Below are 24,915 nucleotides of genomic sequence, written 5' to 3'. Positions count from 1 at the left end.
CAGGCCCCGCAAAGCCCCCCACGGCCTTCACGGAGCGTTTCGGTCGCACCGGAGTGTGCCTGGCGGAGTACAGGATTTCGGTTGTCACGCCCCCGCCGAAAGGGGTTTCAACTGTGGCTGAAAGGGCGTGGTGACGTCGTGTGACGGCGTGCATACTCATGAGGCGGGGGGATTGCGGTTGCACAGGTGGGGGTTCGGTGCTGCGTATCCATTTCACTGGAGTGGACCTGGCACGCGTACGGATGGCAGGGCGTCCCGATGCGTTGTGGGAAACGATTCTGAGTTTTCACCGCTTAAGAGACCGGCGTGATGCGCGGCTCTTCGGTGAATGGCGTACGGAAACCCGGAGCAGGTTGAATAGTGAAACACGCTTGCTCGGTGCGCTCATACCGAGTCGTGGTTATTTTCCCGATTTCCTGACCCCTGTGGAGGGGCAGTACGGGTGGGACGTGGGTCTGGACGCGCTGCGCGGGATCCGCCCCGAGCGGATGCGGCGCGAGCTCGCGCTGCTGGGCGCGGGCACCGGCGTCGGGGCGGCGTTCGGCATGCCCTCGGCCGTCAGCGGAGGCGCCGACGCGCCCGTCCCGCGGCGGCTGCGGGACTTCATGGAGGGCGGTACCAAGCACCTGCCCAGGCTGCTGGGCGAGCTGCGCGGTTACCACCGCGCGGCCGTGGAGCCGTACTGGACCCACATCCAGGCCCAGATCGAGGCCGAGCGGGCCGCGCGCGGCCGGGCCCTGCTGGACGGGGGCGCGGACGAGCTGCTGGCCTCGCTGCCGCCGATGCTGCGCTGGCGGGCGCCGGTCCTGGAGTGCGACTACCCCGTGGACCGCGACGTCCGGCTGCGGGGGCGCGGGCTGCTGCTCCAGCCGTCGTTCTTCTGCCGGCGCACCGCCGTGACCCTGCACGACCCGGAGCTGCCCCCGGTGCTGGTCTATCCGGCGGCCGCGCAGCTGGCCTCGGCGTCCGCGGCGGGCGAATCGATTCGGCCCCTGGAGGAGCAGCGCCAGCGCACGCTGGGCAAGCTCGTCGGGCACACCCGCTCGGTGGTGCTGCGGGCCATCGGCGACGGCGCGACCACCAGCGAGCTGGCCCGCCGGGCCGGGGTCTCGCTGGCCTCCGCCAGCCAGCACGCCTGCGTGATGCGCGAGGCGGGCCTGGTGACCACCCTGCGCCGGGGCAACGCCGTCCTGCACACGGTGACCCCGCTCGGGGCCGCGCTGCTGAAGGGCGGAGCGGTGGCCTCCTGACCCGGCGGCATCGGCCGGCCAGCCGGCCAGCCGGCCAGCCGGCGGGCCGGCCGATGCAGTCGACGAGGGCCCCCGGACCGGTCATACGATCGGGGGCCCGCGCGGGCGACCGGTTCGCCCGCGATCCGCACGAAGTGACGAACGGCGGGACTTTCCGCCCTGGGACACCCGTGCGTGCGCCAGGATGGTGGAGCCATGAACCAGCTCGCCGCGGACAACGACATCTCCGGCCGCGCCGACCTCACCGTCGTGCTGCGCCGCTTCTACGCCGCCGCTTTCGCCGACCGGCGGATAGGACCGTTCTTCACCGAGATAGCCGGCACGGACCTGGAGGTCCACCTGCCGCGGATCGCGGACTTCTGGGAGCGGGCCCTGTTCCGCACGGCCGACTACGGGCGCGACGCCTTCGGCCCGCACGCCGCCCTGCACGCGGCGCGCGCGATGACCGCCGAGGACTTCGGGCGCTGGGTACAGCTGTGGAACGCCGCCGTCGACGGCCTGCACCGGGGGCCGAACGCGGAGCGGGCGAAGGCGACGGGCGAGCGGATCGCCCTGGCCCTGCACAAGCGGCTGGCCGGGCCGGATCCCGCGCTGCTCCACCGGAAGGACGACGCCCGCGGCTTCGTCCCGCTGGCCGCCCTGGAGCTCCGTTCCCCGGCCTGACCTGCGCAGATGCGCCCCTCCGGGGGCTCGCAGCGCGGTCTTGGGAGCAACCCTCGGAAAAGTTTCCGCGGGAGCGATGAGTTTTCCCGGGGCCCCCGGTCTATCTCTCGAAAGCACGCACGCGACGCACACACGAGAGAAGAGGCACCGAGATGCCCACCATGATCTTCGTCAACCTGCCGGTCAAGGACATCGATGCCGCCAAGGCGTTCTGGGGCAAGCTCGGCTACTCCTTCAACCCCCAGTTCAGCGACGAGAACACGGGCTGCCTCGTCATCAGCGACACGATCTTCGCGATGCTGATGACCGAGGCCCGCTTCAAGGACTTCGCGACCAAGGAGGTCGCGGACGCCACCAAGACCACCGAGGTGATGCTCGCCCTGAGCGCCGAGAGCCGGGAACAGGTCGACGAGGTGGTCGGCGCCGCCCTCGCGGCGGGCGCCACCGAACCCCGCCCCGCCCAGGACCTCGGTTTCATGTACGGCCGCGCCTTCGAGGACCTGGAGGGCCACGTCTGGGAGTACGTCTGGATGGACCCGGCGGCCGTCCAGGGCTGATGCCCCGCTACGCCACCGCCACCGCCGCCGAGGTCACGGCGGTCCGCACCGGGTAGGTCCGGACCGCCGCCGCCCCGTCGTCCAGGCAGCGCCCCGATCCGAGGTCGAAGCGCTGCTTCAGCAGCGGCGAGGCCACGAAGGGCCCGCCCTCCGCACGCCCGACCAGCCCCCGCGAGAGCACGGCCGCCCCGGTGAACGGATCCCGGTTGTCGATGGCGTACGTACGCCCCGACCGGTCGATGAACACCGCGGCCTGGCTCCCGTCGGGCAGCAGGACCGCCACCCCGCGCCCGGGGGTCAGGTCGGACAGCTCGCACACCGTCAGCCAGCCTTCGGCCACGTGCAGTTCCACGGTCATCGGGTGCCTCCCACGGCCTCCAGAGGCCGGATGTCGAGAACGGTCAGGTCGGGCTTGACCTGGTCGCGTTCGGGGACGAACTTCACGGTCGGGTCGGGGGCGCCGGGCGCGTTCACGAAGGACACGAACCGGCGCAGCCGCTCCGGGTCCTGAAGCGTCTCGGCCCATTCGTCGCGGTAGTGCGCCACGTGGTCGGCCATCAGGGACTCCAGCTCCGCGCACAGCCCGAGCGAGTCGTGCACGACCACGTCCCTCAGGTGGTCCAGGCCGCCCTCCAGCCGGTCCAGCCAGGTGGAGGTGCGCTCCAGCCGGTCCGCCGTGCGGATGTAGAACATCAGGAACCGGTCGATGAGCCGGACCAGTTCGGCGTCCGACAGGTCCTGGGCCAGCAGGTCCGCGTGGCGCGGGGTGGCCCCGCCGTTCCCGCCGACGTAGAGGTTCCAGCCGTTCGCCGTCGCGATCACCCCGAAGTCCTTGCTCTGCGCCTCCGCGCACTCGCGCGCGCAGCCGGACACCGCCGACTTGAGCTTGTGCGGAGCCCGCAGACCCCGGTAGCGCAGCTCCAGGTCGATGGCCATGCGGACGGAGTCCTGGACCCCGTACCGGCACCAGGTCTGGCCCACGCAGGACTTCACCGTGCGCAGGGCCTTCCCGTACGCGTGCCCGGACTCGAATCCGGCCTCCACGAGCCGGGCCCAGATCCGCGGGAGCTGGTCCACGCTGGCACCGAAGAGGTCGATGCGCTGACCGCCGGTGATCTTCGTGTAGAGCCCGAAGTCGCGGGCCACCTCGCCGATCACGATGAGCTTGTCGGGGGTGATCTCGCCGCCGGGAATGCGCGGGACGACCGAGTACGAGCCGTTGCGCTGGAGGTTCGCCAGGAAGTGGTCGTTGGTGTCCTGGAGGGCGGCCTGCTCCCCGTCGAGGACGTAGCCGCTGGCCCCGAGGGTGGGGGCGAGCGAGGCGATGATCGAGCCGACGGTCGGCTTGCAGACCTCGCAGCCGTCGCCGCCGCGGGCCGCCTCCCGGCCGTGGCCGTCGAGGAGCTGCTCGTACGAGGTCAGCCGGCGGGTCCGGACGATCTCGTAGAGCTCGGCACGGGTGAAGGGGAAGCAGTCGCACAGCCCCTTGTCGGCGGCCGCGGGCAGCAGCTGGCCGATCACCTTGAGGCAGCTGCCGCAGCCGGTGCCCGCCTTGGTGCACTGCTTGACCTCGGGGAGGGTCGCGCAGGCGGTGATCGCCTTCTTGGTGACGTTGTGGCAGGAGCAGATCACCGCGGAGTCGGGCAGCGCCGACGGGCCGAGGGCGACCGGCGCGCCGAGACCGGCGGGCAGGACCAGCTGGTCGGGGCTGACCGGCGGGACGCTGCCGGTGAGCGGGCGCAGCAAGCCGTACGAGTCCGCGTCGCCGACGAGGACCCCGCCGAGCAGGACCCCGTCCGGGGAGACGACCAGCTTCTTGTAGACGCCGGAGCGGGAGTCGGAGTAGACGACGTCGAGGCTGCCGGGGGCCGCGCCGTGGGCGTCGCCGAAGGAGGCCACGTCCACGCCGAGCAGCTTGAGCTTGGTGGAGAGGTCGGCTCCGGTGAACTCCCTGTCCCGGCCCAGGAGGTCCTCGGCGGCCGTCTCGGCCATCTCGTACCCGGGGCCGACCAGCCCGTACACCCGGCCGTCGGCGGCCAGCGCGCACTCGCCGATGGCGTAGACGCGCGGGTCCGAGGTGCGGCAGCGGGCGTCGACGCCGATGCCGCCGCGCTCGCCGACGGTCAGGCCCGAGGCGCGGGCGAGCTGGTCGCGGGGGCGGACCCCGGCGGAGAAGACGACGAGGTCGGTGTCGACGGTGGAGCCGTCGGAGAGCCGCATGCCGGTGACGGAACCGTCCGCTCCGGTGAGTACCTCCTGAGTGCCGACGCCGGTGTGGACCGTCAGCCCCATCGACTCGATGGTGCGCAGCAGGGCCGCGCCGCCGCCGTCGTCGACCTGGACGGGCATCAGGCGCGGAGCGAACTCCACGATGCGGGTGGCGAGGCCAAGGCCCTGGAGGGCGCCGGCCGCCTCCAGCCCGAGGAGCCCGCCGCCGACGACCGCGCCGCTGGTGAGGGTCTTCGCGTACTCCTCGATCGCGAGCAGGTCCTCGATGGTGCGGTAGACGAAGCAGCCGGGGGCGTCCTTGCCGGGGACCGGCGGCACGAAGGGGTAGCTGCCGGTCGCGAGGACGAGCACGTCGTACGGGACCACCCGCCCCGAACGGGAGGTGACGGTGCGGGCCTCGCGGTCGATGCTCTCGGCGGGGTCGCCGAGGTGCAGTTCGATCCCGTGCCGCTCCATGAAGCCGGCGGGGGTGAGGGAGAGGTCCTCGGGGGTGCTGCCGGAGAAGTACGAGGTGAGGTGTACGCGGTCGTAGGCGGGCCGGGGCTCCTCGCAGAGCACGGTGATCCGGTGCGTGGCGGTGGCCCCACGCTCGGCGAGGGCCTCCAGGTAGCGCTGGCCGACCATGCCGTGGCCGATGAGCACGATGGCGGGGGTGGGCGTGGGCGTGGCTGCGGCCATGATCAGGAGCCTCCGTCGTCGGTGAGCAGGTGGAACAGGTCGGTGAGGGCCTCGGCGTCCTCCCAGCTGCGGGCGAGGGCGCCCACGGTGGAGAGTTCGCCGAGGAGGACCCCGCCGACGAGGCGGTCGCCGCGGACGACGACCTTCCGGTAGGTCCGGCGGGTGGCGTCGGCGAGGCGGACCACGTCGTCGCCGGGGAGCGGGGTGGTCTCGCCGAAGGCGGCGAGGTCGAGCGGGCCGGGGCCGCCGGGAGCGCTGCCCGCGCCTGCGGCGGGGCCGAGGGTGAGGCGGGTGAGGGCGCGGGTTCCGGTGTATCCGGGGGCGGTGGTGGCAGTGGTGCCGAGAGTGGCGGTGGGGGCGGTGAGGCCCGTGAGGTGGTCCGCGAGGGCGTCGGCCTGTTCCAGCGCGGGTCCCGCGAGGCCGTACACCCGGCCGGCGTGCTCGGCGCAGTCACCGATGGCGTGGATGCTGGGGTCGCTGGTCCGGAGCCGGTCGTCCACGACGATCCCGGTGCGCACGTCGAGCCCGGCGGCGAGCGCGAGCCCGGTCCGGGGCCGCACTCCGCAGGCGAGCACGACGACATCGGCATCGAGCCGGTAGCCGTCGGCGAACTCGACGCCGGTGACCCGCCGGCCGCCCGCGTCCTGCCGGGGGCGAGGGCTCGGAGCCGGGGTCGCCGTCAGGCCGCGGACCCGGCACCGGGTGTGGATCTCGATGCCGAGGGTGGTCAGATGGGCGTGCAGCAGCGCCGAGGCGTCCGCGTCCAGCTGGCGCTCCATCAGGCGTTCGCCCTGCTGGGCCAGGACCACCTGGGCGCCGCGCTCGGCCAGGGCGCGGGCCGCGGAGACGCCGAGGAGGCCGCCGCCGATCACCACCGCGCGCACCTCGGACCCGGCCCCGGACCGCACCTCGGACCCGGCCCCGGACCCGACGCCGGAGCCGGCCCCGGGCCGTCCGGACACCGCGGCCGTCAGGGCGAGGCAGTCGTCCATGGTGCGGAACGCGTGGACCCCGTCGGGGAGTTCTCGCCCCCGCGGCTCGAACAGCCCGCGCAGCGGCGGGAGTACCGCGTTGGAGCCCGTGGCCAGGACCAGCGTGTCGTACCGCTCGGTGCTGCCGTCGTCGCAGTGGACCGTCCGGTCGGCGCGGTCGACGCGGACCGCTCGGACGCCCCGGCGCAGCGCCGGACCGGGGTCCGGGAGGGCGGTCACCTCGGGTGCGTACCGGCCCGCCAGGACCTCCGCCAGCAGGACCCGGTTGTACGGAACGTGCGACTCCTCGCCGAGGACCGTCACCGCCGTACGCGCACCGTCCTTCGCGCCCAGCCGCGCGGCGAGCCGCAGGCCCGCGAGGCCGCCGCCGATCACCACCACACGCTGCTGTTCCGAGGTCATGGCACGAGCGTGCGTGCCCGCTGTTTCCCCGCCGCATCGCCGCTGTTACCCGGACGGAACGCGCACCTCAGCGCCCGGGTTAAGGGTCGGTGAGGCGTCCCTCAAGGGCGGCTTAAGGATCCGTTCGGGCAGGTCGGCGGCGTTCGGAGGGCCCTTAGCGTGCTCCGTGTGCGAGATGCGGCGATGCGGGTCAAGGGCGGGATGCTCGGTGGTGCGGGGCTGGTGGCGCTGCTGTGGGCGGCCCAGGTGCGGCCTTCCGCGCGGCTCGACGCCCTCTTCGCGACCGCCGCCCACCTCACCGGGCTGCTCGCCGGGTACGGGGTGCTCGTACTGCTCTTCCTGATGGCCCGGGTGCCCTCCGTCGAGCACGGGGTCGGCGCCGACCGGCTCGCCCGCTGGCACGCGCGGGGCGGCCGGCACGTGCTGCTGCTCTGCTTCGGGCACGCCCTCTTCGCCCTGTGCGGATACGCCGTCCACGAGGGCGTCGACGTGGTCTCCGCCGTCCGGGAGCTGTTCGGCTACCCGGCGGTGGCCGCCGCCTTCGCCGGGACGGCCCTGCTGGCCGCCGTCGGGGTGAGCTCCGCCCGGGCCGTACGCCGCCGGGTCAGCCACGAAACCTGGCGCGGGGTCCACCTCCTCGTCCATCTCGCCGCCTCCCTGGCCTTCTGCCACCAGCTCGCCGGGCCCGATCTCGTCCTGACCGGCTGGTTCTGGGCCCTCGCCCACGCCACCGTCACCGTCCTGCTGGTCTGGTACCGGGCCGTGGTCCCCGTACGGCAGGCCCTGCGGCACGCCCTGCGGGTGGCCGAGGTGCGGGTCGAGGGACCCGGCGTGGTCTCCGTCGTCGTGTACGGGCAGCACCTGGCGGAACTGCGCGCGGAGCCAGGCCAGTTCCTGCGCTGGCGGTTCTTGTAGCGGCGGCTGTGGCACACCGCCCTGCCGTTCTCGCTGTCCGCGCCGGTCCAGGGCCACGCCCTGCGGATCACCGTGAAGGCGCTCGGCGGGCACTCCCGCCGGATCCGCCGGCTGCGCCCCGGGACCAGGGTCATCGCCACCGGGCCGTTCGGGGCGCTCACCGCCGCCCGGCGGACCCGGCCCAAGGTGCTGCTCATCGCGGGCGGGGTCGGCATCACGCCGATGCGGGCGCTGTTCGAGACGCTGCCCGGCGGGCCGGGGGAGATCACGCTGCTCTACCGGGCCGGGGCCGCGGAGCAACTGGTGCTGCGGTCCGAGCTGGAGGCCATCGCCGCCGAGCGGCGGGCCGGGCTGCACTACCTGCTCGGGTCCTCCGACGCCGCCTACGATCCGCTGGCTCCGCAGGCGCTGCTCGCGCTGGTGCCGGACCTGAGCGAGCACGACGTCTACCTGTGCGGGCCGCCGGGGATGGCCGAGGCGACGCGGAGCGCGCTGCTGCGGGCCGGGGTGCCGGCGGGACGCATCCACTCCGAGTGCTTCACCTTCTGACCCGCCCCGGCCGACGCCCCGCCTTGCCGACGCCCCGCCTTGCCGACGCCCGGCCCCGACCCCCGACCCCCGACCCGTACGTGATTCCGAGAGGCCGCCGCGCCATGCGCCACCCGCTGCACGTCCCCCTGTCCGTACCGGTGGGGGCCGCCCCCGCCCCCACCCCAGCGGCCCGGCACCGCAAGCCGCGCCGGCCCTCCGCCCTGCGGGCGGGCGTGGCCGCGCTGGCCGCCGTACCGCCCGCGCGGCGGCTCGCGGCCGGGCTCGGGCTGGCCAGTGTGCTGGCCGCGACGGCGCTGACGGCGACCGTGAACCCGGCCGCCCCGGTGGCCCCGGACCGGGAGCCGGCCCGGCAAAGCTCAACCTTTGCGCAAGTTTCCGGCGATTGATGGTTGCTGCACCCATCGGCTCCATAGGGTCGTGGCCGTGCCTGACATATCAACGACCATGATCATCGTGCTGTGCGTGGCCGCCGCCGCGGCCGGCTGGATCGACGCGGTGGTGGGCGGCGGCGGACTGCTGCTCCTGCCCGCCCTGCTGCTCGGCCTGCCGAACGCCCACCCCGCCGCCGTCCTCGGTACCAACAAGGCCGTGGCCATCGTCGGCACCGCGGGTGCGGCGGTGACGTACGCGCGCAAGGCGCCGGTGGACGTGAAGCTCGCCGTCCGCATCGGCCTCGCCGCGCTCGCCGGCTCCATGGGCGGCGCCGCGCTGGCGGGCGGGATCAGCAAGGACACCATGCGCCCGCTCATCATGGGCGTGCTCGTGGTCGTCGCGGCCGTCGTGATCTTCAAGCCGGGCTTCGGCACCGCCCCCTCGACCGCGCCCGTCAGCCGGCAGCGGGTGCTGCTCGCCATCGGGCTCGCCGGCCTGGGCATCGGCTTCTACGACGGGCTCATCGGGCCCGGCACCGGCACCTTCCTGGTGCTCGCCCTGACCGCGCTGCTCCACCTCGACCTGGTCACGGCCTCCGCGACCGCCAAGATCGTCAACTGCTGCACGAACGCCGGGGCGCTCGCGATGTTCGCCTACCAGGGCATGGTGCTGTGGCAGCTGGCCGCGCTGATGGCGGCCTTCAACCTGGCCGGGGGCATGGTCGGAGCCCGGATGGCGCTGAAGAAGGGCAGCGGGTTCGTACGCGGCGTGCTGCTGACGGTGGTCGCCGCGCTGGTGGTCAAGCTCGGTCTGGAGCAGTGGGGCTGACGGCACCGGACACCCCTAGTACGTGCCGGTGAGGTGGGCGAAGACGACCACGTTGCCCTGGTAGCCGGTGCGCGGCGAGAAGCCCCCGCCGCAGGTGATCACGCGGAGCTCGGCGCGTGGCGAGGGCCCGTACACGCGGGAGTCGGGGAAGCGGTCGGCCTCGTAGACCTCGACCGCGTGGACGGTGAACACGGCCGTACGTCCGTCCGCGCGCGGCACCTCGATCGCGGCTCCGCGGTGCAGCGCGCCGAGGTGGTAGAAGACCGCCGGGCCGGTGGCGTGGTCGACGTGGCCGACGACGACGGCGGTGCCGACCGCGCCGGGGGTGGTGCCGTCGCGGTACCAGCCCGCCAGGTCGCGGCGGGCGGGCGGCGGTACCTCGATGCTGCCGTCGGGACCGAGGCCCAGCCCGGTCAGCGGGGCGTCGACCCGGATGGACGGGATCCGGATGCGGGCCGGCGGGGATCCGGGGAGCGGGTCGATGCTGCCGGGGTAGTGCGCCTGCGTGCCCAGTGCGTCCGCGGGGGAGGGCAGCGGGGGGCCGACGGACTGGCCGGAGCCGCTGCCGACGAGCCAGATGCCGACGCAGGCGGCGAGCGCGACGAGCCCGCCGCGGCCGGCCTGGCCTCTGCCCATGGGTGCCCCCTGGCGGTGTGTTCCGAGTCCGAGTCCGGGTCCTGGTCCGAGGTCCCGGTCCGGGTCCTGGTCCGAGTCCGGTCCGGGGCACGGTCCGGGGCCGTGTTCCGTGTGGCAGGCCGTCGCCCGGCCCCGCGAACGGGGGGGGGACCTCGCGGGGCGGGCGACGGGGGACGGTACCGGTCGGACCGCGGCCGAAGCCGCGGTGGGCGCCCGTCAGCTCCGCGTGCCGCTCGCCCGGCGACGCAGGAGCCAGGTACCGCCCACGGCGGCCGCGGCCAGCACGACCGCTCCCGCCGTGATCTTGGTGGGGTCGACGGTGGTGGTCGTCCCGCCACCCACCCCGGTGCGGACGTGGCCCTTGGGGCCGCGTTCGGTGACGACCAGGTCGCCGGTGGCGAACTTGCCGTCGGCGCAGGTCGCGCCGATGTTGTAGGTGCCCGGGCGGAGGTCCCGGGCGATCTGGAACTGCCCGATGACCACCTCTTTGTGGGTGCCGGGGACCAGCTTGAAGCGGCCGCCGCCGACCGTGGTGGCATCGCCGTCGGCGTGGCTGCCCGCGCCGCAGGCGGTGGTGTTCACGGTGATACTGGCCCCGGGAGCAGCTGTTTTCGGCCAAATCTCCAGCTTCGCGAAGTCGCCGGGCGCGAAGCCCGCCGTGCCGAGCTCCGCGGCGGCGACCGCCCCGGCGACCGGGCCCGTGAACGCGGCGGCGGTCAGCGCGGTGGCGGTGAGCACGTGGGCGGTGCGTCGGCGCATGGGGGCTCCTGGAGACACGGGGTCGTGTTCCCGAGGAAACCCGGCCCGGCCGGGGAGCGCCTGCTGATGTTCCGTCAGATAAGCTCCGGCGGCTGCCGTTGTCGCAGGTCACGGCCCCACCTTCGGCCATTGGGGGCGCCGCGCCGTCCGGGTGAGCCGGACCCCGGGCCGGTCCCCGGCCGGGGGTCCGGCGCCGCCCCGCCCGGCCCCGCCCGGCGCCGCCCCGCCCCGGCTCACCCCGCGGGCAGCGTCACCGTCGCCGCCGCGCCCGCCGGAGCCGGGTTCGACAGGGTCACCCGCGCCCCGATCACCCGCGCCTGGCCGAACGCGATGGTCAGGCCCAGCCCCGTCCCCTGGCCCCGCTCGGCCGCACCCGTCAGGAACCGCTGCGGCCCCTCCCGCAGCAGCTTCGCCGGGAAGCCGGGACCGCGGTCCCGTACCGTCACCGTGTTCCGGGAGACCGTCACCGTGACCGGCTCCCCGCCGTGCCGACGGGCGTTGACCAGCAGGTTCGTCAGGATCCGCTCCAGGCGCCGGGCATCCGTACGGACCACCGCCGGGCAGTCCGCGCCGAGCACCTCCGCCGTCACCCCCGACCGGCGCACGATCGCCGCGACGAGCGGACCCAGCGCGTGCGCCGCCGGCTGCGCCTCCTCCCGGCGCGCGTCCAGCCGCGCCACTTCCAACAGGTCCTCGGTCAGCGTCCGCAACGCCGCGACCCGGTCCCGGACCAGCTCGGTGGGCCGCCCCGCCGGCAGCAGCTCGGCCGCGGTGTGCAGCCCCGTCAGCGGGGTCCGCAGCTCGTGCGCCACATCGGCCGTGAACCGCTGCTCAGCCTCCAGCCGCTGCTGGAGACTGGCCGCCATGGTGTCCACCGCCGAGGACAGCTCGGCGACCTCGTTCCGGGTCCCGGGAACGCCCGACGCCCCGATCCGCGCGTCCAGTTCGCCCTCGCTGATCCGGCGGGCCGTCTCGGCCGCCGTGCGCAGGTCCTTGCTCAGCCGGCTCGCCAGCAGCGCCCCGGCGATCGCCGCGAGCGTCACGACCCCGGCCCCGTAGGCCACCAGCTGCTGGTCCAGTTCGACCAGTTCGGCCTGTTCGCCGACCAGCGAACGCCGTACGGACAGCACGTGGTCGCCGCCGACCGGGCGCGCCGCCCACACCGCCGGATCCGGCCCGGAAAGGTCGAGGTAGGTGGTGCGCTGCCCCGCCAGGGCCGCCCGGCGCAGCGGCCCCGGCAGCCCCGGGCAGTCGATCCACGCGTCGGCCTCGCCGACCTTGTCCTCGTCCAGCCGGCCGGTGAGCTCGTACACCTGGCGCACCCGGATCAGCTGCGCGAGCGCGCTCTCCCGGGCGGCGTCGCCCACCTGGTCGGCCCGCGCCTCGTGGATCAGTACGCCGATGGTCACCGCGACCAGCGAACAGCCGGCGGCGAGCAGGATCGAGATCTTCCAGCGCAGGCCGAGGGCCTGGAGGAGGTGGCGGCAGCGGATCAGGACGGGCCTCACTCGCACACCTGGCCGTACCGGTCGGTGCGCTTCGGCTGCGGGGTCTGCTCGCTGTCGCAGCCCGGCAGGGACTTGCTGTACCGCCGTTCGTCGCTGACGACCTTCATCCGCTCGCCGTCCCAGTGGTAGCGGACGGCCTGTTCGGAGCCGTCGTCGGCGGCGGTGCGCAGCAGCAGGTCACCGCCGATGGTCTCGACGGCCAACCGCCGGCCGACGGTGAACAGGATGGGGACGATCCGGGTCCCGTCGGCGGTGTACACGGTCAGTGCGGTGCGCCCCGTCTCCGCGTCGGCGGCGACGATCAGCTCCTGCTTCCCGTCGCCCGTGAGGTCGCGGAAGACGGGCGGGCGCATGCCGACCTTGCCGGGCGCGTCGATCCAGCCCTTCGCCGCGAACGCCTTCATCTGCTTGTCGGCGCGCACGACCTCCTGCACGTTCACCGCGGGCAGTCCGCCGGCCCCCACCTCGGGCGCGTTCTTCAGCGGCTGTGGCGGGGGCTCGCGGGTGCCGACCGGTTTGCCCGGCCCCGAGACGGAGTGGTCGGTCCACAGCGGCCAGAGCGACTCGGGCCGCGGCTGGGCCGACACGGGCGGCGCGGGCTCGCCGGCGCCGAGCCCTCCGGGCGCGGAGCAGCCGCCGACGGCGAGCGCGCACGTGGCGGCGCACAGGAGGGCGGCGGTGAGCTGGCGAATGGGTCGCGTCATGAGGAGCCAAAGGGGTCTGAGGCGGGACGAACCGACGGTAGACGGCGACGATCACGGGCACCGGGAGGTTGTGTAACAGCGGTGCGTACGGTGGTGGGAGGCAGGCAGACTCGGGACCAAAGTCCCGGACCGCGCGCTGTCCGCCGTACCCGAGGGAGGGCCCCCGTGACATCAGCCGATCGGCCGCAGCCGCCACCGTCCGCGCAGCCGCCGCTCCCCTTCTTCGTGTACGGGACCCTGCGCCCGGGGGAGGTCAACCACGACCTGTTCCTGCGGGGCCGCACGGCCGCCGAGGAGCCCGCCCGGCTCCCGGACGCGCTCCTGTACGACGGCCCCGGCTACCCGTACGCCGTCCCGCACCCGGGATCGGAGATCGTCGGCGAGCTGGTCACCGCGGCGCCCGGCGCGTACGGGGGGCTGCTGGCCGAACTGGACCGGCTGGAGGAGTACCACGGCCCCGACCGGCCGCTGAACGTCTACGACCGGGTCCGCCGGGACGCGGTCCGCCCGGACGGCACCCGAACCCCCGCCTGGGTCTACCTGGCGGCCCCGCTGCTGGCCCGCACGCTGCGCGAGTCGGGCACCGAGATACCGAGCGGCGACTGGTTCAGGCGGAGGTAGTCCTGCGGGGGACTACAGGCCTTCGGCGCCGCGGTTGCGCAGGCGCTGCCCGTACTGCTGGAGGACCCAGAGTTCCTCCTGGACCGCCGCCAGCTGCTCCGGCGGGGCCTGGGTGCCCAGGCGCGACATCGTGCCCTGGATCTCGTGGACCCGGCGGTCGACCGCGCGCAGCCGGACCTGGACCAGCTGGACTCCGGCGTAGACCTCGTCCACCGTCTTGGCGTGGATGGCCTCGACCGCCAGCTCGGTGACGAGCGCGCGGACCGTGTCGTTCGGCGCGGCGTCACGGACCCGGGCCAGGTAGTCGTCGGTGCCCAGGGACGCGCCGCCGGCGGCCTGGATGGCCTCGCGGACCGCCGCGTACGGCGGGGCGGTGAACTCGTCGACCCCGTACGCGTCGAAGGCCGGCGAGACCAGGGCCGGCCGCTGGAGCGCCAGCTTGAGCAGCTCGCGCTCGGTGCGGTGCGCGGGGCTGCGCAGGTTGAGCGCCGGCCCGCCGCCCACGGCGGCGCTCGGCGCCGGGACCCCCTCGTACGAGGACGCCTGCGACGACCGGCCGCGGCCCTGCTGCTGCCCGCCGGGCTGGTTGCCGCGCTCCCGCGCCCAGCGCGCCAGCTGCGCGACCCGCTTGACGACGAACTGCTCGTCCCGGATGCCGAGCATCCCGGCCAGCTGGACCGCCGACTCGTGCTGGATCGCGATGTTCTTGATGTTGGCGACGACCGGCGCCGCCTCGTCCAGCGCGGCCGCCCGGCCCGCCGGGTTCTCCAGGTTGTGCCGGGCCACGATGTGCCGCAGCGCGAACTCGAACAGCGGGGTACGGGCCTCCACCAGCCCGGACACCGCCGCGTCCCCCTGCGCCAGGCGCAGATCGCACGGGTCCATGCCGCCGGGGGCGATGGTGATGGAGGTTTCGGCGGCGAACTTCTGGTCGTCCTCGAAGGCGCGGAGCGCGGCCTTCTGGCCGGCCGCGTCGCCGTCGAAGGTGAAGATCACTTCGGCGGTCGCGTTGTCCATCAGCAGGCGGCGCAGGATCTTGATGTGGTCGCCGCCGAAGGCGGTGCCGCACGTCGCGATCGCGGTCGTGACCCCGGCCATGTGGCAGGCCATCACGTCCGTGTAGCCCTCGACCACCACGGCCCGCGAGGTCTTCGCGATCTCCTTCTTCGCCAGGTCGATGCCGTACAGCACCTGGGACTTCTTGTAGATCGCCGTCTCGGGCGTGTTCAGGTACTTCGGCCCGTTGTCGTCGTCGCGCAGTTTGCGCGCGCCGAAACCGACCACCTCGCCGCTGATGTCGCGGATCGGCCACATCAGGCGGCCGCGGAAGCGGTCGATGGGCTTGCCGCTGCGGCTGTCCTGGGCCAGGCCGGAGGTGATCAGCTCCTTGTCGCTGAAGCCCTTGCCGCGCAGGAAGCGGGTCAGGTGGTCCCAGCCGGCCGGGCTGTACCCGACGCTGAAGTGCTCGGCCGCGGCCTGGTCGAAGCCGCGCTCGGCGAGGAACCTGCGGCCGATCTCCGCCTCGGCGCTGTCCAGCTGCTCGACGTAGAACTGGGCGGCCGCCTTGTGGGCCTCGACGAGCCGGATGCGCTCGCCGCGGCCGCTGGTGCCGGCGTTGTACCCGCCCTCCTCGTACCGGAGCGTGATGCCGGCCTGTCCGGCGAGGCGCTCGACGGCCTCCGAGAACGACAGGTGGTCGATCTTCATGATGAAGTCGAGGGTGTCCCCGCCCGCCTGGCAGCCGAAGCAGTGGTAGAGACCCTTGCTGGGGCTGACCTGGAAGGACGGGGACTTCTCGTCGTGGAAGGGGCAGAGGCCCTTGAGGTTGCCGCCGCCCGCGTTGCGGAGCTGGAGGTAGTCGGAGACCACGGCGTCGATCGGGACCGCGTCCCGTACCGCCTTCACATCGTCGTCGTTGATCCGTCCTGCCACCCGTGAAGTCTACGGCCGGGCGCCCACGAACCCGTCAGGCCCCCTGCCGCAGCCGTCAGGCCCCCTGCGCCTCCACCAGGGAGTCAAGCGGAACCGACGGGTCCGACAGGGCCTCGCGGTTGACCGGCGCCTTGGACCGGATCAGGGCCTGGATGTGCTCGGTGACATCCCACACATTCACGTTCATCCCGGCCAGCACCCGCCCGTCCGCCAGCCAGAAGGCGATGAACTCCCGCTTGGCCACGTCGCCGCGGATCAGCACCTGGTCGTAGCCGCCGGCCGGGGCGTACCCGGAGTACTCCAGGCCCACGTCGTACTGGTCGGAGAAGAAGTACGGCACCCGGTCGTACGAGACCTCCTGGCCCAGCATCGCCCGCGCCGCGGCCGGGCCGCCGTTGAGCGCGTTCGCCCAGTGCTCGACCCGCAGCCGGGTGCCGAGCAGCGGGTGGTGCGCGGCGGCCACGTCCCCGACGGCGAACACGTCCGGGTCGCTGGTCCGCAGCGAGGCGTCCACGGCGATGCCGCCGCCGTGCTGCCGGTCGACCAGGGCCAGCCCGGAGGTCTCGGCGAGCGCGGTCCGCGGCGCCGCCCCGATCGCCGAGAGCACGGCGTGCGCCGGGTGCTCCTCCCCGTCGTCGGTCCGGGCCGCGAGCACCATGCCGTCGTGCCCGACGATCTCGGTGAGCCGCGCGCCGAAGTGGAAGCGGACCCCGTGATCCGCGTGCAGGTCTCCGAAGAGCCGGCCGATCTCCGGACCGAGCACCGCGTGCAGCGGGGTCGACAGCGGCTCGACCACGGTGACCTCGGCCCCGTACCCGCGGGCCGCGGCGGCGACCTCCAGGCCGATCCACCCGGCGCCCGCGATCAGCAGGTGCCCGTTGTCCCGGCCGAGGGTGGCCAGTACGCCCTTCAGCCGCTCGGCATGGGCGAGCCGGCGCAGGTGGTGCACCCCGGCCAGGCCCGTGCCCGGGATGTCGAGGCGGCGCGGTTCGGCCCCGGTGGCGAGCAGCAGCTTGTCGTAGTGCAGCGCCGTTCCGTCACCGAGGACCACCTTGCGGGCCTCCCGGTCCAGCTGGACCGCGGGCTGGCCGAGGTGCAGCTCGATGTCGGCCTTCGCGTACCAGGACGGCTCGTGCACGAAGACGCTGTCGCGCTCCTCCTTGCCCTGGAGGTACCCCTTGGACAGCGGGGGCCGTTCGTAGGGGTGGTCGCGCTCGTCGCCGACCAGGATCACCCGCCCCGTGAACCCCTCGGACCTCAGCGTCTCCGCCGCCTTGGCCCCGGCGAGCCCCGCGCCGACGATGACGAATGTCCGGTGTGCGTCGACCACCTGATGCCTCCTCATAACCTCTCCGCCACATGCGACCACATGCGAGCGTCCCGCACTGAGCCTGCCGCGTGAAGGGGGAATGGCCCGATCGGCTCACCCGACCGCACGGCGCGCGCGCCGTGTGAGCCGGGCGTGCAGGGAGCGCGCGGAGGCGTCCGTGAGCGCCGCGATCTGGTCGATGACCGCCCGTTTGCGCGCCCTGTCGTCGGGCGCGGCGTCGAAGATCGCCCGGAACTGCGGGTCCAGCCCCTCGGGGGCGCGGGCGCTCAGGGCCTCGGCGAGTTCGGCCAGGACGATGCGCTGGTCGGCGCGGAGCCGCTCCTGCTCGTCGCGCTGCATCACGTACAGGTCGGCCACTGCCTTGAGGACCGCGCACTCGTTGCGCGCCTCGCGCGGGACGACCAGCTCGGCCGCGTACCGGGTCAGCCGGCCGGAGCCGTACGCCTCGCGGGTGGCGCCCTCGGCGGCCAGGCAGAAGCGGCCGATCAGCTGGCTGGTGGCGTCCTTGAGGCGGGCCTGGGCGACGGCTGACCCGTCGTACCCGTGCGGCCACCACTCCTGTTCCATCAGCCGGTCGAGCGCCTCGCGCAGCTCCTCCGGCTCCGTGTCGGCCGGCACGTACCGGCCGATCGCGACCTGCCAGATGGCGGTGCGCTCGGGCTCGGCGAAGAGGAGGTTGGGGTCGAGGTGCCCGGCGTGCAGCCCGTCCTCGAAGTCGTGGACGGAGTACGCGACGTCGTCCGACCAGTCCATCACCTGGGCCTCGAAGCACTTGCGGTCGGCGGGCGCGCCGCGCCGCAGCCACTCGAAGACCGGCAGGTCGTCCTCGTACGCGCCGAACTTGACCGAGTCGGGATCGGTGGGGTGGCCGCCGCGGGCCCAGGGGTACTTGGTGGCGGCGTCCAGGCAGGCGCGGGTGAGGTTGAGGCCGACGCTCGCGAGCTCGCCGGTGGCCGGGTCGGGCACGAACCGCTTCGGCTCCAGGCGGGTCAGCAGGCGCAGCGACTGGGCGTTGCCCTCGAAGCCGCCGCAGTCCTTGGCGAACTCGTTCAGCACCTCCTCGCCGTTGTGCCCGAAGGGCGGGTGGCCCATGTCGTGCGAGAGGCAGGCGGCCTCGACCAGGTCGGGATCGCAGCCGAGGGCCGCGCCGAGCTCGCGGCCGACCTGGGCGCACTCCAGGGAGTGCGTCAGGCGGGTGCGGGGGCTGGCGTCCCAGTCGTACGAGCGGCTGCCGGGGGTGACCACCTGGGTCTTCCCGGCGAGGCGGCGCAGCGCGGCGGAGTGCAGGACGCGGGCCCGGTCGCGCTGGAAGGCGGTCCGGCCCGGGCGTTTGTCGGGCTCGGCAGCCCAGCGCTCGGTGTCGGACGCGTCGTACGGGGCGCCGGGGGCGTCCGGGCCGGGGTGCGGGACGGGTGTGGTGCCGGTGCGTTCCATGCCTTCCATGCTCAGACGGTAACCGGGAACACCGACAATGCGACCAATCTGAGCAATAGGCGCCAACGCGGTCTTTATGCGGTGGCCAGTTTCAGGGGGGCCGGGGCGGGCAGGGGGGTGAGCTGCCGTGCCAGGGCCTCGTCGTAGCGCTGGAGCACGAGGCGGGCCAGGGCCGGGTGGTCGCCGAGCGGGGCGGCGGCAGGCCCCGGCGCGGCGGCGGCGCACTGCGTGGCGAAGCGGCCGGGGGCGGTGAAGTACGAGGCCACCGCGATCCGGTGGTGGCCGCGGGCGGTGAGGGCGCGGACGGCGTCGGGGACGGTCGGGGCGGCCGCGGAGGCGTAGGCCGGTACGACGGCCGCGCCGTCGAGGCGTTCGGAGAGCAGGGCGGCGGTGCGGCGGGTGTCGGCCGCCGAGTCGGGGTCGCGGGAGCCTGCGGCGGCGAGGACGACGGCCGTGCCCGCGCCGGGGGTCCAGCCGGCCTCCAGGAGCCGCTCGTACAGGGCCTCGACCAGCAGCGGATGCGGGCCGAGCGGGGCGGCGACGCGGGTGTCGAGGTGGGCGGCGCGGGCGGCGGCCGCGGGGAGGTCCCGCTTGACGTGGTGGCCGCGGCCCAGGAGCAGCGGGACGAGCACGGCCGCGCCGGTGGCGCCGCGGAGGGTCTCGCCGAGCAGGGGCCGGTTCAGCTCGATGTGGCCGAGCCGGACGTCGAGGCGGGGGCGGAGCTCGCGGATCCGGTCGAGGAGGGCCGAGGCGGCGGGGAGGGCGCGGGGGTCGCGGCTGCCGTGGGCGACGGCGACGAGGGTGGGCTGCATGCGGGGGCTCCGTCGGACCGGCCCCCCGCCGGGCGCCACGGGCGCAATCCGCTGAGCTGCGTGCCGAGTTGGGTGGATATCCGGGTCAGCAGCTCCGTGGCGGTGGCGGAGGGAAAGGGGAGGGACAGGGACTCGGGAGGGTGCACCAGCTCCGTCATGAACCGATCCTGCGGGGTGCAGATGTCGGTGGCGTTGCGCAGGGGTGACGGGTGTTTACCGGGAGCTCACCCGCTCATTCGTACGAGTGAAAGGCGGGGGGCGGGGAACTGGGGTGCGGGCGTAGATCGTCAATGTGTGCGAACGACGTGTGGCGCAACGGGGGGATCGACCATGAAGCGGAAGCCGAAGCTGATGCCGGGCTGGATGAGGACGGTGGCGGGGCGGCGGCGGGCCGTCCAGGCGGTGGTGGCCGGGTGCGTGCTGTTCCTGCTGCCCTCGGCGTGGACGCACGCGGCGGCCGCGGACCGGCTGCGGAGCACGGCCGACGCGCCGTCCGCCGAGGTCGCGGTGGTGTTCGGGGCGGGGCTGTGGAACGGGAAGCCGACCCCGTATCTGGCCAGACGGCTCGACGCGGCGGTGGAGCTGTACCGCACGGGCAAGGTCAAGGTCGTGCTCGTCACCGGGGACAACAGCCGCACCGAGTACGACGAGCCCGACGCGATGCGGACGTACCTGACGGCCCACGGGGTGCCGGGTGACCGCGTGGTCAGCGACTTCGCCGGGTTCGACACGTGGGACTCCTGTGTCCGGGCCAAGGAGATCTTCGGGGTGAAGCGGGCGGTGCTGATCAGCCAGGGCTTCCACATACGCCGGGCCGTGGCGCTGTGCGATGCGGCGGGCCTGGACTCGTACGGGGTCGGTGTGGACGACGAGCACGATGCGACCTGGTACTACGGCGGCACGCGCGAGGTCTTCGCGGCGGGCAAGGCGGCACTGGACGCGGCCTTCAAGCCGGAGCCGCGGTTCCTGGGGCCGAAGGAGCAGGGGGTGACGCGGGTCCTGGGGGCTCTGGCAGACTGACGCACCGTCGGCCGGGTATGCCGATTAGTCATATGGCTTCGTGAGGGGTGCGGAACGTGGCTGTTGTGGATCTGACCGGCAAGGCCGTCGTCATCACCGGGGGAGCGCGCGGGCTGGGCGCGGCGGCCGCGCGGGCCGTCGTGGACGGGGGCGGCAGCGTACTGATCACCGATGTGCTGGAGGCGGAGGGTGCGCGGACGGCGGCGGAGCTCGGCGGCGCGGCCCGGTTCCTGCGGCACGACGTCACGAGCGAGGCCGACTGGCAGGCCGCCCTCGACCACGCGGTGGCCGAGTTCGGCCGGATCGACGGGCTCGTCAACAACGCGGGCATAGCCACCGGCCGGCTCCTGGAGCACGAGAGCGTCGAGCACTTCCGGCAGGTCGTCGAGATCAACCTGGTCGGCACCTTCATCGGCATCAAGGCCGCGATACCGCTGCTGCGGGCGAACGGCGGCGGCTCCATCGTCAACATCTCCTCCGCAGCCGGGCTCACCGGCCTGGCGCTCACCGCCGGGTACGGGGCCTCCAAGTGGGGTGTGCGCGGTCTGTCGAAGATCGGCGCGGTCGAGCTCGCGGAGGCGGGGATCCGCGTCAACTCCGTGCACCCGGGCATGACGCTGACCCCGATGACGGCGCCGATCGGCATCCAGCCCGGCGAGGGCCGCTTCCCCGGAGCCCCGATGGGCCGCGTCGGCGCCCCCGAGGAGACAGCCGCGGCGGTCGCCTTCCTCCTCTCCGACGCCGCCGCGTACATGACCGGCGCCGAACTGGCGGTGGACGGCGGCTGGACGGCCGGCCCGCCGAAGCCCCCGACGACCCCCTGACCCGCGCCCGGCCGGACGGACCATGGGGCTCGGCCCGTCGGCCTGTCCGCAGCCGGCGCTGAAATTCGCGCGCCCCGTACGGGCCGATTGCGGCTGCGGGGACGACTTCTGCCCGAGCATCCGGACCGCGCCGCACCCGCGCGGAACCCCGTACGGGCCCGGCCACCGCTGCGTGCCGCTGCCGGCCGACGACGGGTACCTCGTCCTCGACGTCGTAGGGAGCCGCATCGTGTACGGGGAGGTCCTGTACCGGCCCGAGTTCCGCCTGCCCTCACCGGACCCCGACGGTCGCGCTGAGGTGGCCGTACGAGAGGCGTAACCGGGGGCTGCGGCCGGCGTAACACCGACCGCGCAGGCTGGGCCGTATGCGCACCCCGGATTCCGCCACCGCCACGCACTGCCCGTACTGCGCGCTGCAGTGCGGGATGAACCTCCGCCCTGAGCCGGGCGGCGCGAGCGTGGCGGTGGAGGAGCGGGCCGACTTCCCCGTGAACCGGGGCGCGCTGTGCGGCAAGGGGCGGACCGCCCCCGCCGTGCTCTCCTCCCGGGTGCGCCTGACCGGACCGCTCGTCCGCACCCACGCCACCGGAGCGCTGGAGCCGGCCACCTGGGAGGAGGCCCTCGACGCCGTCGCCGCGGGCCTCGCCCGCACGGGCCGTACGCACGGACCCGACGCGGTCGGGGTGTTCGGGGGCGGCGGGCTGACCAACGAGAAGGCCTACGCGCTCGGCAAGTTCGCCCGCGTCGCCCTGCGGACCTCGCAGATCGACTACAACGGCCGCTTCTGCATGTCCTCGGCCGCCGCCGCCCACCAGCGGGCCTTCGGGCTGGACCGCGGACTCCCCTTCCCCCTGGAGGACATCCCGCGGACCGGCTGCGTCATCCTCGTCGGCTCGAACCCGGCCGAGACCATGCCGCCCGCCCTGCGCTACCTCACCGGACTCAAGGCGAACGGCGGCACGCTGATCGTCGTCGACCCGCGCCGGACCCGCACCGCCGAGCAGGCCGACCTGCACCTGGCACCGCGCCCCGGGACGGACCTCGCCCTGGCCCTCGGCCTGCTGCACCTGGTCGTCGCCGAGGGACGCACCGACGAGGAGTTCATCGCCGAGCGCACCACCGGCTGGGCACGGGCCCGGGCCGCGGCCATGGCGCACTGGCCGGAGCTGGTGGAACGGATCACCGGCGTGCCCGTACCCAAACTCCGCGAGGCCGTCGCCCTGTTCTGCGCACAGCCTTCCGCGATGGTCCTCACCGCCCGCGGGCCCGAGCAGCAGTCCAAGGGCACCGACACCGTCGGCGCGTGGATCAACCTCTGCCTCGCCACCGGCCGCGCCGGCCGCCCGCTCTCCGGGTACGGCTGCCTCACCGGCCAGGGCAACGGCCAGGGCGGCCGCGAGCACGGCCAGAAGGCCGACCAGCTCCCCGGCTACCGCAAACTCACCGACCCGGCCGCGCGGGCGCACGTCGCCGGTGTCTGGGGCGTCGACCCCGACAGCCTGCCCGGGCCCGGCCGCAGCGCGTACGAACTCCTCGACGCCCTCGGCACGGAGGTGAAGGCCCTCCTCCTCATGGGCTCCAACCCGGTGGTCTCGGCCCCCCGCGCCGCCCACGTCGAAGACCGCATCCGCTCCCTGGACTTCCTGGCGGTGGCGGACGTGGTCCTCTCCGAGACGGCAGCCCTCGCGGACGTGGTCCTCCCCGTCGCCCAGTGGGCGGAGGAGACCGGGACCACCACCAACCTGGAGGGCAGGGTCCTGCTGCGCCGCCGGGCCCTGCCCCCGCCGCCGGGGGTGCGCACCGACCTGGACGTCCTGCACGGCCTCGCCACCCGCCTCGGCATCGAGAAGGGCTTCCCGACCGACCCCCAGGAGGTCTTCGAGGAGCTCCGCCGCGCCTCGGCCGGCGGCCCGGCGGACTACTCGGGCATCTCCTACGCCCGCATCGAAGCCGAGCAGGGCGTCTTCTGGCCCTGCCCGGACGAATCCCACGCCGGCACCCCGCGCCTCTTCCTGGACCGCTTCGCCACCGACGACGGCCGGGCCCGCTTCGCCCCCGTCTCCCACCGCGACGCGGCCGAGGTCCCGGACGCCGAGTACCCGGTCCTGCTCACCACCGGCCGCGTGGTCGCCCAGTACCAGTCGGGTGCCCAGACCCGCCGCGTGGACGAGCTCAACGCCGCCGCCCCCGGCCCCTTCGTGGAACTCCACCCGCGCCTCGCGACCCGTATCGGCGCGGTCGAGGGAGCCCCGCTCGCGGTCGTCTCCCGCCGCGGCCGTGCCGTGGCCCCGGCACGCATCACGGACACCATCCGCGCGGACACGGTCTTCATGCCGTTCCACTGGCCGGGCGAGGGCCGTGCCAACACCCTGACCAACCCGGCCCTCGACCCGGTCTCCCGCATGCCGGAGTTCAAGGTCTGCGCGGTCCGCGTCGAGCCCGCCTGAGCGCGGCGACGGTCAGTTCCGCCGGCCGAAGGCCGATGCCGGCGCGGCCAACAGCCGCTCCGCGCAGCGGCGTCCGCGGATGCGGCGCACCGTGACCTGGGTTTCGTACGCGGACATGGCGTCGATCTTCTCGGACATGCGTCCGATCCGCATCGGGATTCCCGGCGGGGGGTAACCATCCGGTCACGCACCGGCTCAGAAAGTGCTCGCACGCCCCTCGTGGCAGCGATGTGTCGTACCCCACACTGAAGTGCGGTGCCCCCGTCCTCGGAGCCCTGGAGGTCGCCCCCGTGCAGACCCAGATCCTGACCGTCAACGTGAGCCCGCCCGTCCAAGACACCGAGGCCACCGTGGGTGAAGAACCCGAGGTCGACGCCGTGGACGAGGAGCCCGAAGAGCCCGAGGTACTGGAGCTCGCCGAGCAGGTGCCCGAGCCGCGCCGGCGCGCCGACACCGGCGGAGCGGGCCCTTCCGCCGACTTGTTCCGCCAGTACCTGCGCGAGATAGGCAGGATCCCGCTGCTGTCCGCCGCCGAGGAGGTCGAGCTCGCGCGCCGGGTCGAAGCCGGCCTGTTCGCCGAGGAGAAGCTGGGCAACACCCCCGACCTCGACCTGCGGCTCGCCCTCGACCTCGACAAGCTCGTCGTCATGGGCCGGATGGCCAAGAGGCGCCTCATCGAGTCGAACCTCCGGCTCGTCGTCTCCGTCGCGAAGCGCTACGTGGGCCGCGGGCTCACCATGCTCGACCTCGTGCAGGAGGGGAACCTCGGACTCATCCGGGCCGTCGAGAAGTTCGACTACGCCCGCGGCTACAAGTTCTCCACCTACGCCACCTGGTGGATCCGGCAGGCGATGTCGCGGGCCCTCGCCGACCAGGCCCGCACCATCCGCGTGCCCGTCCACGTCGTCGAGCTGATCAACCGCGTCGTGCGCGTCCAGCGCCGCATGCTGCAAGAGCGCGGGTACGAGCCCACCGCCGAAGAGGTCGCCGTCCACCTGGAGCTGACCCCCGAGCGGGTACTGGAGGTGCTGCGCCTCGCCCAGGAGCCCGTCTCGCTCCACGCACCGGTCGGCGAGGAGGACGACGTCGCCCTCGGCGACCTGATCGAGGACGGGGACGCCGCCTCGCCCATGGAGTCCGCCGCGTTCTTCCTGCTCCGCGAGCACCTGGAAGCGGTGCTGTCCACGCTCGGCGAGCGCGAGCGCAAGGTCGTGCAGCTGCGCTACGGCCTGGCCGACGGCAGGCCCCGCACCCTGGAGGAGATCGGGCGGATCTTCGGCGTGACCCGCGAACGGATCCGGCAGATCGAGTCCAAGACGCTCAACAAGCTGCGCGACCACGCCTTCGCCGACCAGCTCCGCGGCTACCTGGACTGAGCCGGGAGACCGGAGACCGCAGACCGGAGATCGCAGACCGGAGACCGGAGACCGCGGACCGGTACGGAGAAGGG

25 protein-coding genes are annotated in these 24,915 nt (G+C 74.0%); 13 read left to right on the top strand and 12 right to left on the bottom strand.

The genetic code is table 11. From position 1 onward, the window contains the following. The first annotated feature begins 197 nt into the window (after nt 1-197). From ADK52_RS04550 to ADK52_RS04540, 3 genes are all read left to right on the top strand, one after another. Entirely contained in the window at nt 198-1,250 is a 1,053-nt protein-coding gene (locus tag ADK52_RS04550; protein WP_053688473.1) for an ArsR/SmtB family transcription factor, read from the top strand. Nucleotides 1,251-1,445: 195 nt separating this feature from the next. Continuing rightward, entirely contained in the window at nt 1,446-1,913 is a 468-nt protein-coding gene (locus ADK52_RS04545; protein WP_053688472.1) for a group III truncated hemoglobin, read from the top strand. A 152-nt stretch (nt 1,914-2,065) separates the two neighbouring features. Then, nucleotides 2,066-2,470, top strand: coding sequence for a VOC family protein (locus tag ADK52_RS04540; RefSeq protein WP_053688471.1), 405 nt, complete (start codon nt 2,066-2,068; stop codon nt 2,468-2,470). A 7-nt stretch (nt 2,471-2,477) separates the two neighbouring features. Here ADK52_RS04540 and nirD read toward each other — a convergent pair whose 3' ends face one another. Genes nirD through ADK52_RS04525 form a run of 3 tightly spaced genes read right to left on the bottom strand, consistent with a single transcriptional unit; the run spans nt 2,478 to nt 6,771 of the window. Then, complete coding sequence (nirD, locus tag ADK52_RS04535; protein ID WP_053688470.1) at nt 2,478-2,828, bottom strand: nitrite reductase small subunit NirD; 351 nt, start codon at nt 2,826-2,828, stop codon at nt 2,478-2,480. Continuing rightward, nucleotides 2,825-5,377, bottom strand: a complete 2,553-nt coding sequence (nirB, locus tag ADK52_RS04530; protein ID WP_053688469.1) for a nitrite reductase large subunit NirB — start codon at nt 5,375-5,377, stop codon at nt 2,825-2,827. Before nirB ends, nirD begins: the two co-directional genes overlap by 4 nt. Before the next feature lie 2 nt (nt 5,378-5,379). Next, on the bottom strand, nt 5,380-6,771 hold the full coding sequence (locus ADK52_RS04525) for an NAD(P)/FAD-dependent oxidoreductase (protein WP_199828445.1): 1,392 nt from the start codon (nt 6,769-6,771) through the stop codon (nt 5,380-5,382). Between the two features lie 168 nt (nt 6,772-6,939). Here ADK52_RS04525 and ADK52_RS43325 point away from each other — a divergent pair, with 168 nt between their 5' ends. The 4 genes from ADK52_RS43325 to ADK52_RS04510 all read left to right on the top strand — a co-directional run bounded on the left by ADK52_RS43325 (nt 6,940) and on the right by ADK52_RS04510 (nt 9,438). Continuing rightward, nucleotides 6,940-7,686 carry a ferric reductase-like transmembrane domain-containing protein gene (locus tag ADK52_RS43325; RefSeq protein ID WP_234343399.1) on the top strand — a complete coding sequence of 249 codons (747 nt, stop codon included), beginning with the start codon at nt 6,940-6,942 and terminating at the stop codon, nt 7,684-7,686. Nucleotides 7,687-7,758: 72 nt separating this feature from the next. Beyond that, complete coding sequence (locus ADK52_RS43320) at nt 7,759-8,235, top strand: hypothetical protein (protein WP_234343394.1); 477 nt, start codon at nt 7,759-7,761, stop codon at nt 8,233-8,235. A 104-nt stretch (nt 8,236-8,339) separates the two neighbouring features. Continuing rightward, on the top strand, nt 8,340-8,624 hold the full coding sequence (locus ADK52_RS04515) for a hypothetical protein (RefSeq protein WP_053688468.1): 285 nt from the start codon (nt 8,340-8,342) through the stop codon (nt 8,622-8,624). 37 nt (nt 8,625-8,661) lie between these two features. Continuing rightward, nucleotides 8,662-9,438, top strand: a complete 777-nt coding sequence (locus tag ADK52_RS04510; RefSeq protein ID WP_053688505.1) for a sulfite exporter TauE/SafE family protein — start codon at nt 8,662-8,664, stop codon at nt 9,436-9,438. Between the two features lie 15 nt (nt 9,439-9,453). Here the strand turns inward: ADK52_RS04510 and ADK52_RS04505 are convergent, their stop codons facing one another. The 4 genes from ADK52_RS04505 to ADK52_RS04490 all read right to left on the bottom strand — a co-directional run bounded on the left by ADK52_RS04505 (nt 9,454) and on the right by ADK52_RS04490 (nt 13,045). Next, the gene (locus ADK52_RS04505) at nt 9,454-10,074 is read right to left on the bottom strand and encodes a class F sortase (protein ID WP_053688467.1); all 621 of its coding nucleotides are present in this window, start codon (nt 10,072-10,074) and stop codon (nt 9,454-9,456) included. A gap of 216 nt (nt 10,075-10,290) precedes the next feature. Beyond that, complete coding sequence (locus ADK52_RS04500) at nt 10,291-10,833, bottom strand: hypothetical protein (RefSeq protein WP_063783769.1); 543 nt, start codon at nt 10,831-10,833, stop codon at nt 10,291-10,293. A 233-nt stretch (nt 10,834-11,066) separates the two neighbouring features. Beyond that, nucleotides 11,067-12,341 carry a sensor histidine kinase gene (locus ADK52_RS04495; protein WP_234343387.1) on the bottom strand — a complete coding sequence of 425 codons (1,275 nt, stop codon included), beginning with the start codon at nt 12,339-12,341 and terminating at the stop codon, nt 11,067-11,069. Beyond that, complete coding sequence (locus ADK52_RS04490; RefSeq protein WP_063783768.1) at nt 12,338-13,045, bottom strand: hypothetical protein; 708 nt, start codon at nt 13,043-13,045, stop codon at nt 12,338-12,340. The genes ADK52_RS04495 and ADK52_RS04490 overlap by 4 nt, the downstream gene beginning before the upstream one ends. Before the next feature lie 165 nt (nt 13,046-13,210). Here ADK52_RS04490 and ADK52_RS04485 point away from each other — a divergent pair, with 165 nt between their 5' ends. After that, on the top strand, nt 13,211-13,666 hold the full coding sequence (locus tag ADK52_RS04485; protein WP_053688466.1) for a gamma-glutamylcyclotransferase family protein: 456 nt from the start codon (nt 13,211-13,213) through the stop codon (nt 13,664-13,666). Between the two features lie 12 nt (nt 13,667-13,678). Here the strand turns inward: ADK52_RS04485 and dnaG are convergent, their stop codons facing one another. From dnaG to ADK52_RS04465, 4 genes are all read right to left on the bottom strand, one after another. Beyond that, entirely contained in the window at nt 13,679-15,598 is a 1,920-nt protein-coding gene (dnaG, locus tag ADK52_RS04480) for a DNA primase (RefSeq protein ID WP_053688465.1), read from the bottom strand. 55 nt (nt 15,599-15,653) lie between these two features. Further along, the gene (locus tag ADK52_RS04475) at nt 15,654-16,928 is read right to left on the bottom strand and encodes an NAD(P)/FAD-dependent oxidoreductase (protein ID WP_053688464.1); all 1,275 of its coding nucleotides are present in this window, start codon (nt 16,926-16,928) and stop codon (nt 15,654-15,656) included. A gap of 93 nt (nt 16,929-17,021) precedes the next feature. After that, nucleotides 17,022-18,362, bottom strand: coding sequence for a deoxyguanosinetriphosphate triphosphohydrolase (locus ADK52_RS04470; RefSeq protein WP_107089968.1), 1,341 nt, complete (start codon nt 18,360-18,362; stop codon nt 17,022-17,024). Nucleotides 18,363-18,436: 74 nt separating this feature from the next. Continuing rightward, nucleotides 18,437-19,174, bottom strand: a complete 738-nt coding sequence (locus ADK52_RS04465) for a sirohydrochlorin chelatase (RefSeq protein ID WP_053688462.1) — start codon at nt 19,172-19,174, stop codon at nt 18,437-18,439. 330 nt (nt 19,175-19,504) lie between these two features. Here ADK52_RS04465 and ADK52_RS04460 point away from each other — a divergent pair, with 330 nt between their 5' ends. The 4 genes from ADK52_RS04460 to ADK52_RS04445 are packed head-to-tail and all read left to right on the top strand — an operon-like array spanning nt 19,505 to nt 23,465. Further along, nucleotides 19,505-20,194 carry a SanA/YdcF family protein gene (locus ADK52_RS04460; protein ID WP_234343384.1) on the top strand — a complete coding sequence of 230 codons (690 nt, stop codon included), beginning with the start codon at nt 19,505-19,507 and terminating at the stop codon, nt 20,192-20,194. Nucleotides 20,195-20,250: 56 nt separating this feature from the next. Continuing rightward, the gene (locus tag ADK52_RS04455) at nt 20,251-21,018 is read left to right on the top strand and encodes a glucose 1-dehydrogenase (protein WP_053688461.1); all 768 of its coding nucleotides are present in this window, start codon (nt 20,251-20,253) and stop codon (nt 21,016-21,018) included. 22 nt (nt 21,019-21,040) lie between these two features. After that, nucleotides 21,041-21,337 carry a hypothetical protein gene (locus ADK52_RS04450; protein ID WP_053688460.1) on the top strand — a complete coding sequence of 99 codons (297 nt, stop codon included), beginning with the start codon at nt 21,041-21,043 and terminating at the stop codon, nt 21,335-21,337. 46 nt (nt 21,338-21,383) lie between these two features. Then, nucleotides 21,384-23,465 (top strand): molybdopterin oxidoreductase family protein, encoded by a 2,082-nt coding sequence (locus tag ADK52_RS04445; RefSeq protein ID WP_053688459.1) that lies wholly within the window; start codon nt 21,384-21,386, stop codon nt 23,463-23,465. 12 nt (nt 23,466-23,477) lie between these two features. Here ADK52_RS04445 and ADK52_RS44355 read toward each other — a convergent pair whose 3' ends face one another. Next, nucleotides 23,478-23,603 carry a hypothetical protein gene (locus ADK52_RS44355; protein WP_267887235.1) on the bottom strand — a complete coding sequence of 42 codons (126 nt, stop codon included), beginning with the start codon at nt 23,601-23,603 and terminating at the stop codon, nt 23,478-23,480. Between the two features lie 92 nt (nt 23,604-23,695). On the opposite strand from ADK52_RS44355, the gene ADK52_RS04440 reads away from it, so the two are divergent. Next, the gene (locus ADK52_RS04440) at nt 23,696-24,841 is read left to right on the top strand and encodes an RNA polymerase sigma factor (protein WP_234343371.1); all 1,146 of its coding nucleotides are present in this window, start codon (nt 23,696-23,698) and stop codon (nt 24,839-24,841) included. Nucleotides 24,842-24,915: the final 74 nt, after the last annotated feature.

Source organism: Streptomyces sp. WM6372 (assembly GCF_001279655.1).
GTDB lineage: Bacteria > Actinomycetota > Actinomycetes > Streptomycetales > Streptomycetaceae > Streptomyces.
This window is presented reverse-complemented; position numbering and strand designations above follow the sequence as displayed.

What these genes read in the sequence shown, in the direction of transcription:
- ADK52_RS04545 (WP_053688472.1), top strand. Translation starts at nt 1,446, where the DNA reads ATGAACCAGCTCGCCGCGGACAACGACATCTCCGGCCGCGCCGACCTC.
- ADK52_RS04450 (WP_053688460.1), top strand. Translation starts at nt 21,041, where the DNA reads ATGGGGCTCGGCCCGTCGGCCTGTCCGCAGCCGGCGCTGAAATTCGCG.
- ADK52_RS04505 (WP_053688467.1), bottom strand. Translation starts at nt 10,074, where the DNA reads ATGGGCAGAGGCCAGGCCGGCCGCGGCGGGCTCGTCGCGCTCGCCGCC.
- nirB (WP_053688469.1), bottom strand. Translation starts at nt 5,377, where the DNA reads ATGGCCGCAGCCACGCCCACGCCCACCCCCGCCATCGTGCTCATCGGC.
- ADK52_RS04515 (WP_053688468.1), top strand. Translation starts at nt 8,340, where the DNA reads ATGCGCCACCCGCTGCACGTCCCCCTGTCCGTACCGGTGGGGGCCGCC.
- ADK52_RS04445 (WP_053688459.1), top strand. Translation starts at nt 21,384, where the DNA reads ATGCGCACCCCGGATTCCGCCACCGCCACGCACTGCCCGTACTGCGCG.
- ADK52_RS04465 (WP_053688462.1), bottom strand. Translation starts at nt 19,174, where the DNA reads ATGCAGCCCACCCTCGTCGCCGTCGCCCACGGCAGCCGCGACCCCCGC.
- ADK52_RS04500 (WP_063783769.1), bottom strand. Translation starts at nt 10,833, where the DNA reads ATGCGCCGACGCACCGCCCACGTGCTCACCGCCACCGCGCTGACCGCC.
- ADK52_RS04470 (WP_107089968.1), bottom strand. Translation starts at nt 18,362, where the DNA reads ATGGAACGCACCGGCACCACACCCGTCCCGCACCCCGGCCCGGACGCC.
- nirD (WP_053688470.1), bottom strand. Translation starts at nt 2,828, where the DNA reads ATGACCGTGGAACTGCACGTGGCCGAAGGCTGGCTGACGGTGTGCGAG.
- ADK52_RS44355 (WP_267887235.1), bottom strand. Translation starts at nt 23,603, where the DNA reads ATGTCCGAGAAGATCGACGCCATGTCCGCGTACGAAACCCAGGTCACG.
- ADK52_RS04540 (WP_053688471.1), top strand. Translation starts at nt 2,066, where the DNA reads ATGCCCACCATGATCTTCGTCAACCTGCCGGTCAAGGACATCGATGCC.
- ADK52_RS04525 (WP_199828445.1), bottom strand. Translation starts at nt 6,771, where the DNA reads ATGACCTCGGAACAGCAGCGTGTGGTGGTGATCGGCGGCGGCCTCGCG.
- ADK52_RS04490 (WP_063783768.1), bottom strand. Translation starts at nt 13,045, where the DNA reads ATGACGCGACCCATTCGCCAGCTCACCGCCGCCCTCCTGTGCGCCGCC.
- ADK52_RS04460 (WP_234343384.1), top strand. Translation starts at nt 19,505, where the DNA reads ATGAAGCGGAAGCCGAAGCTGATGCCGGGCTGGATGAGGACGGTGGCG.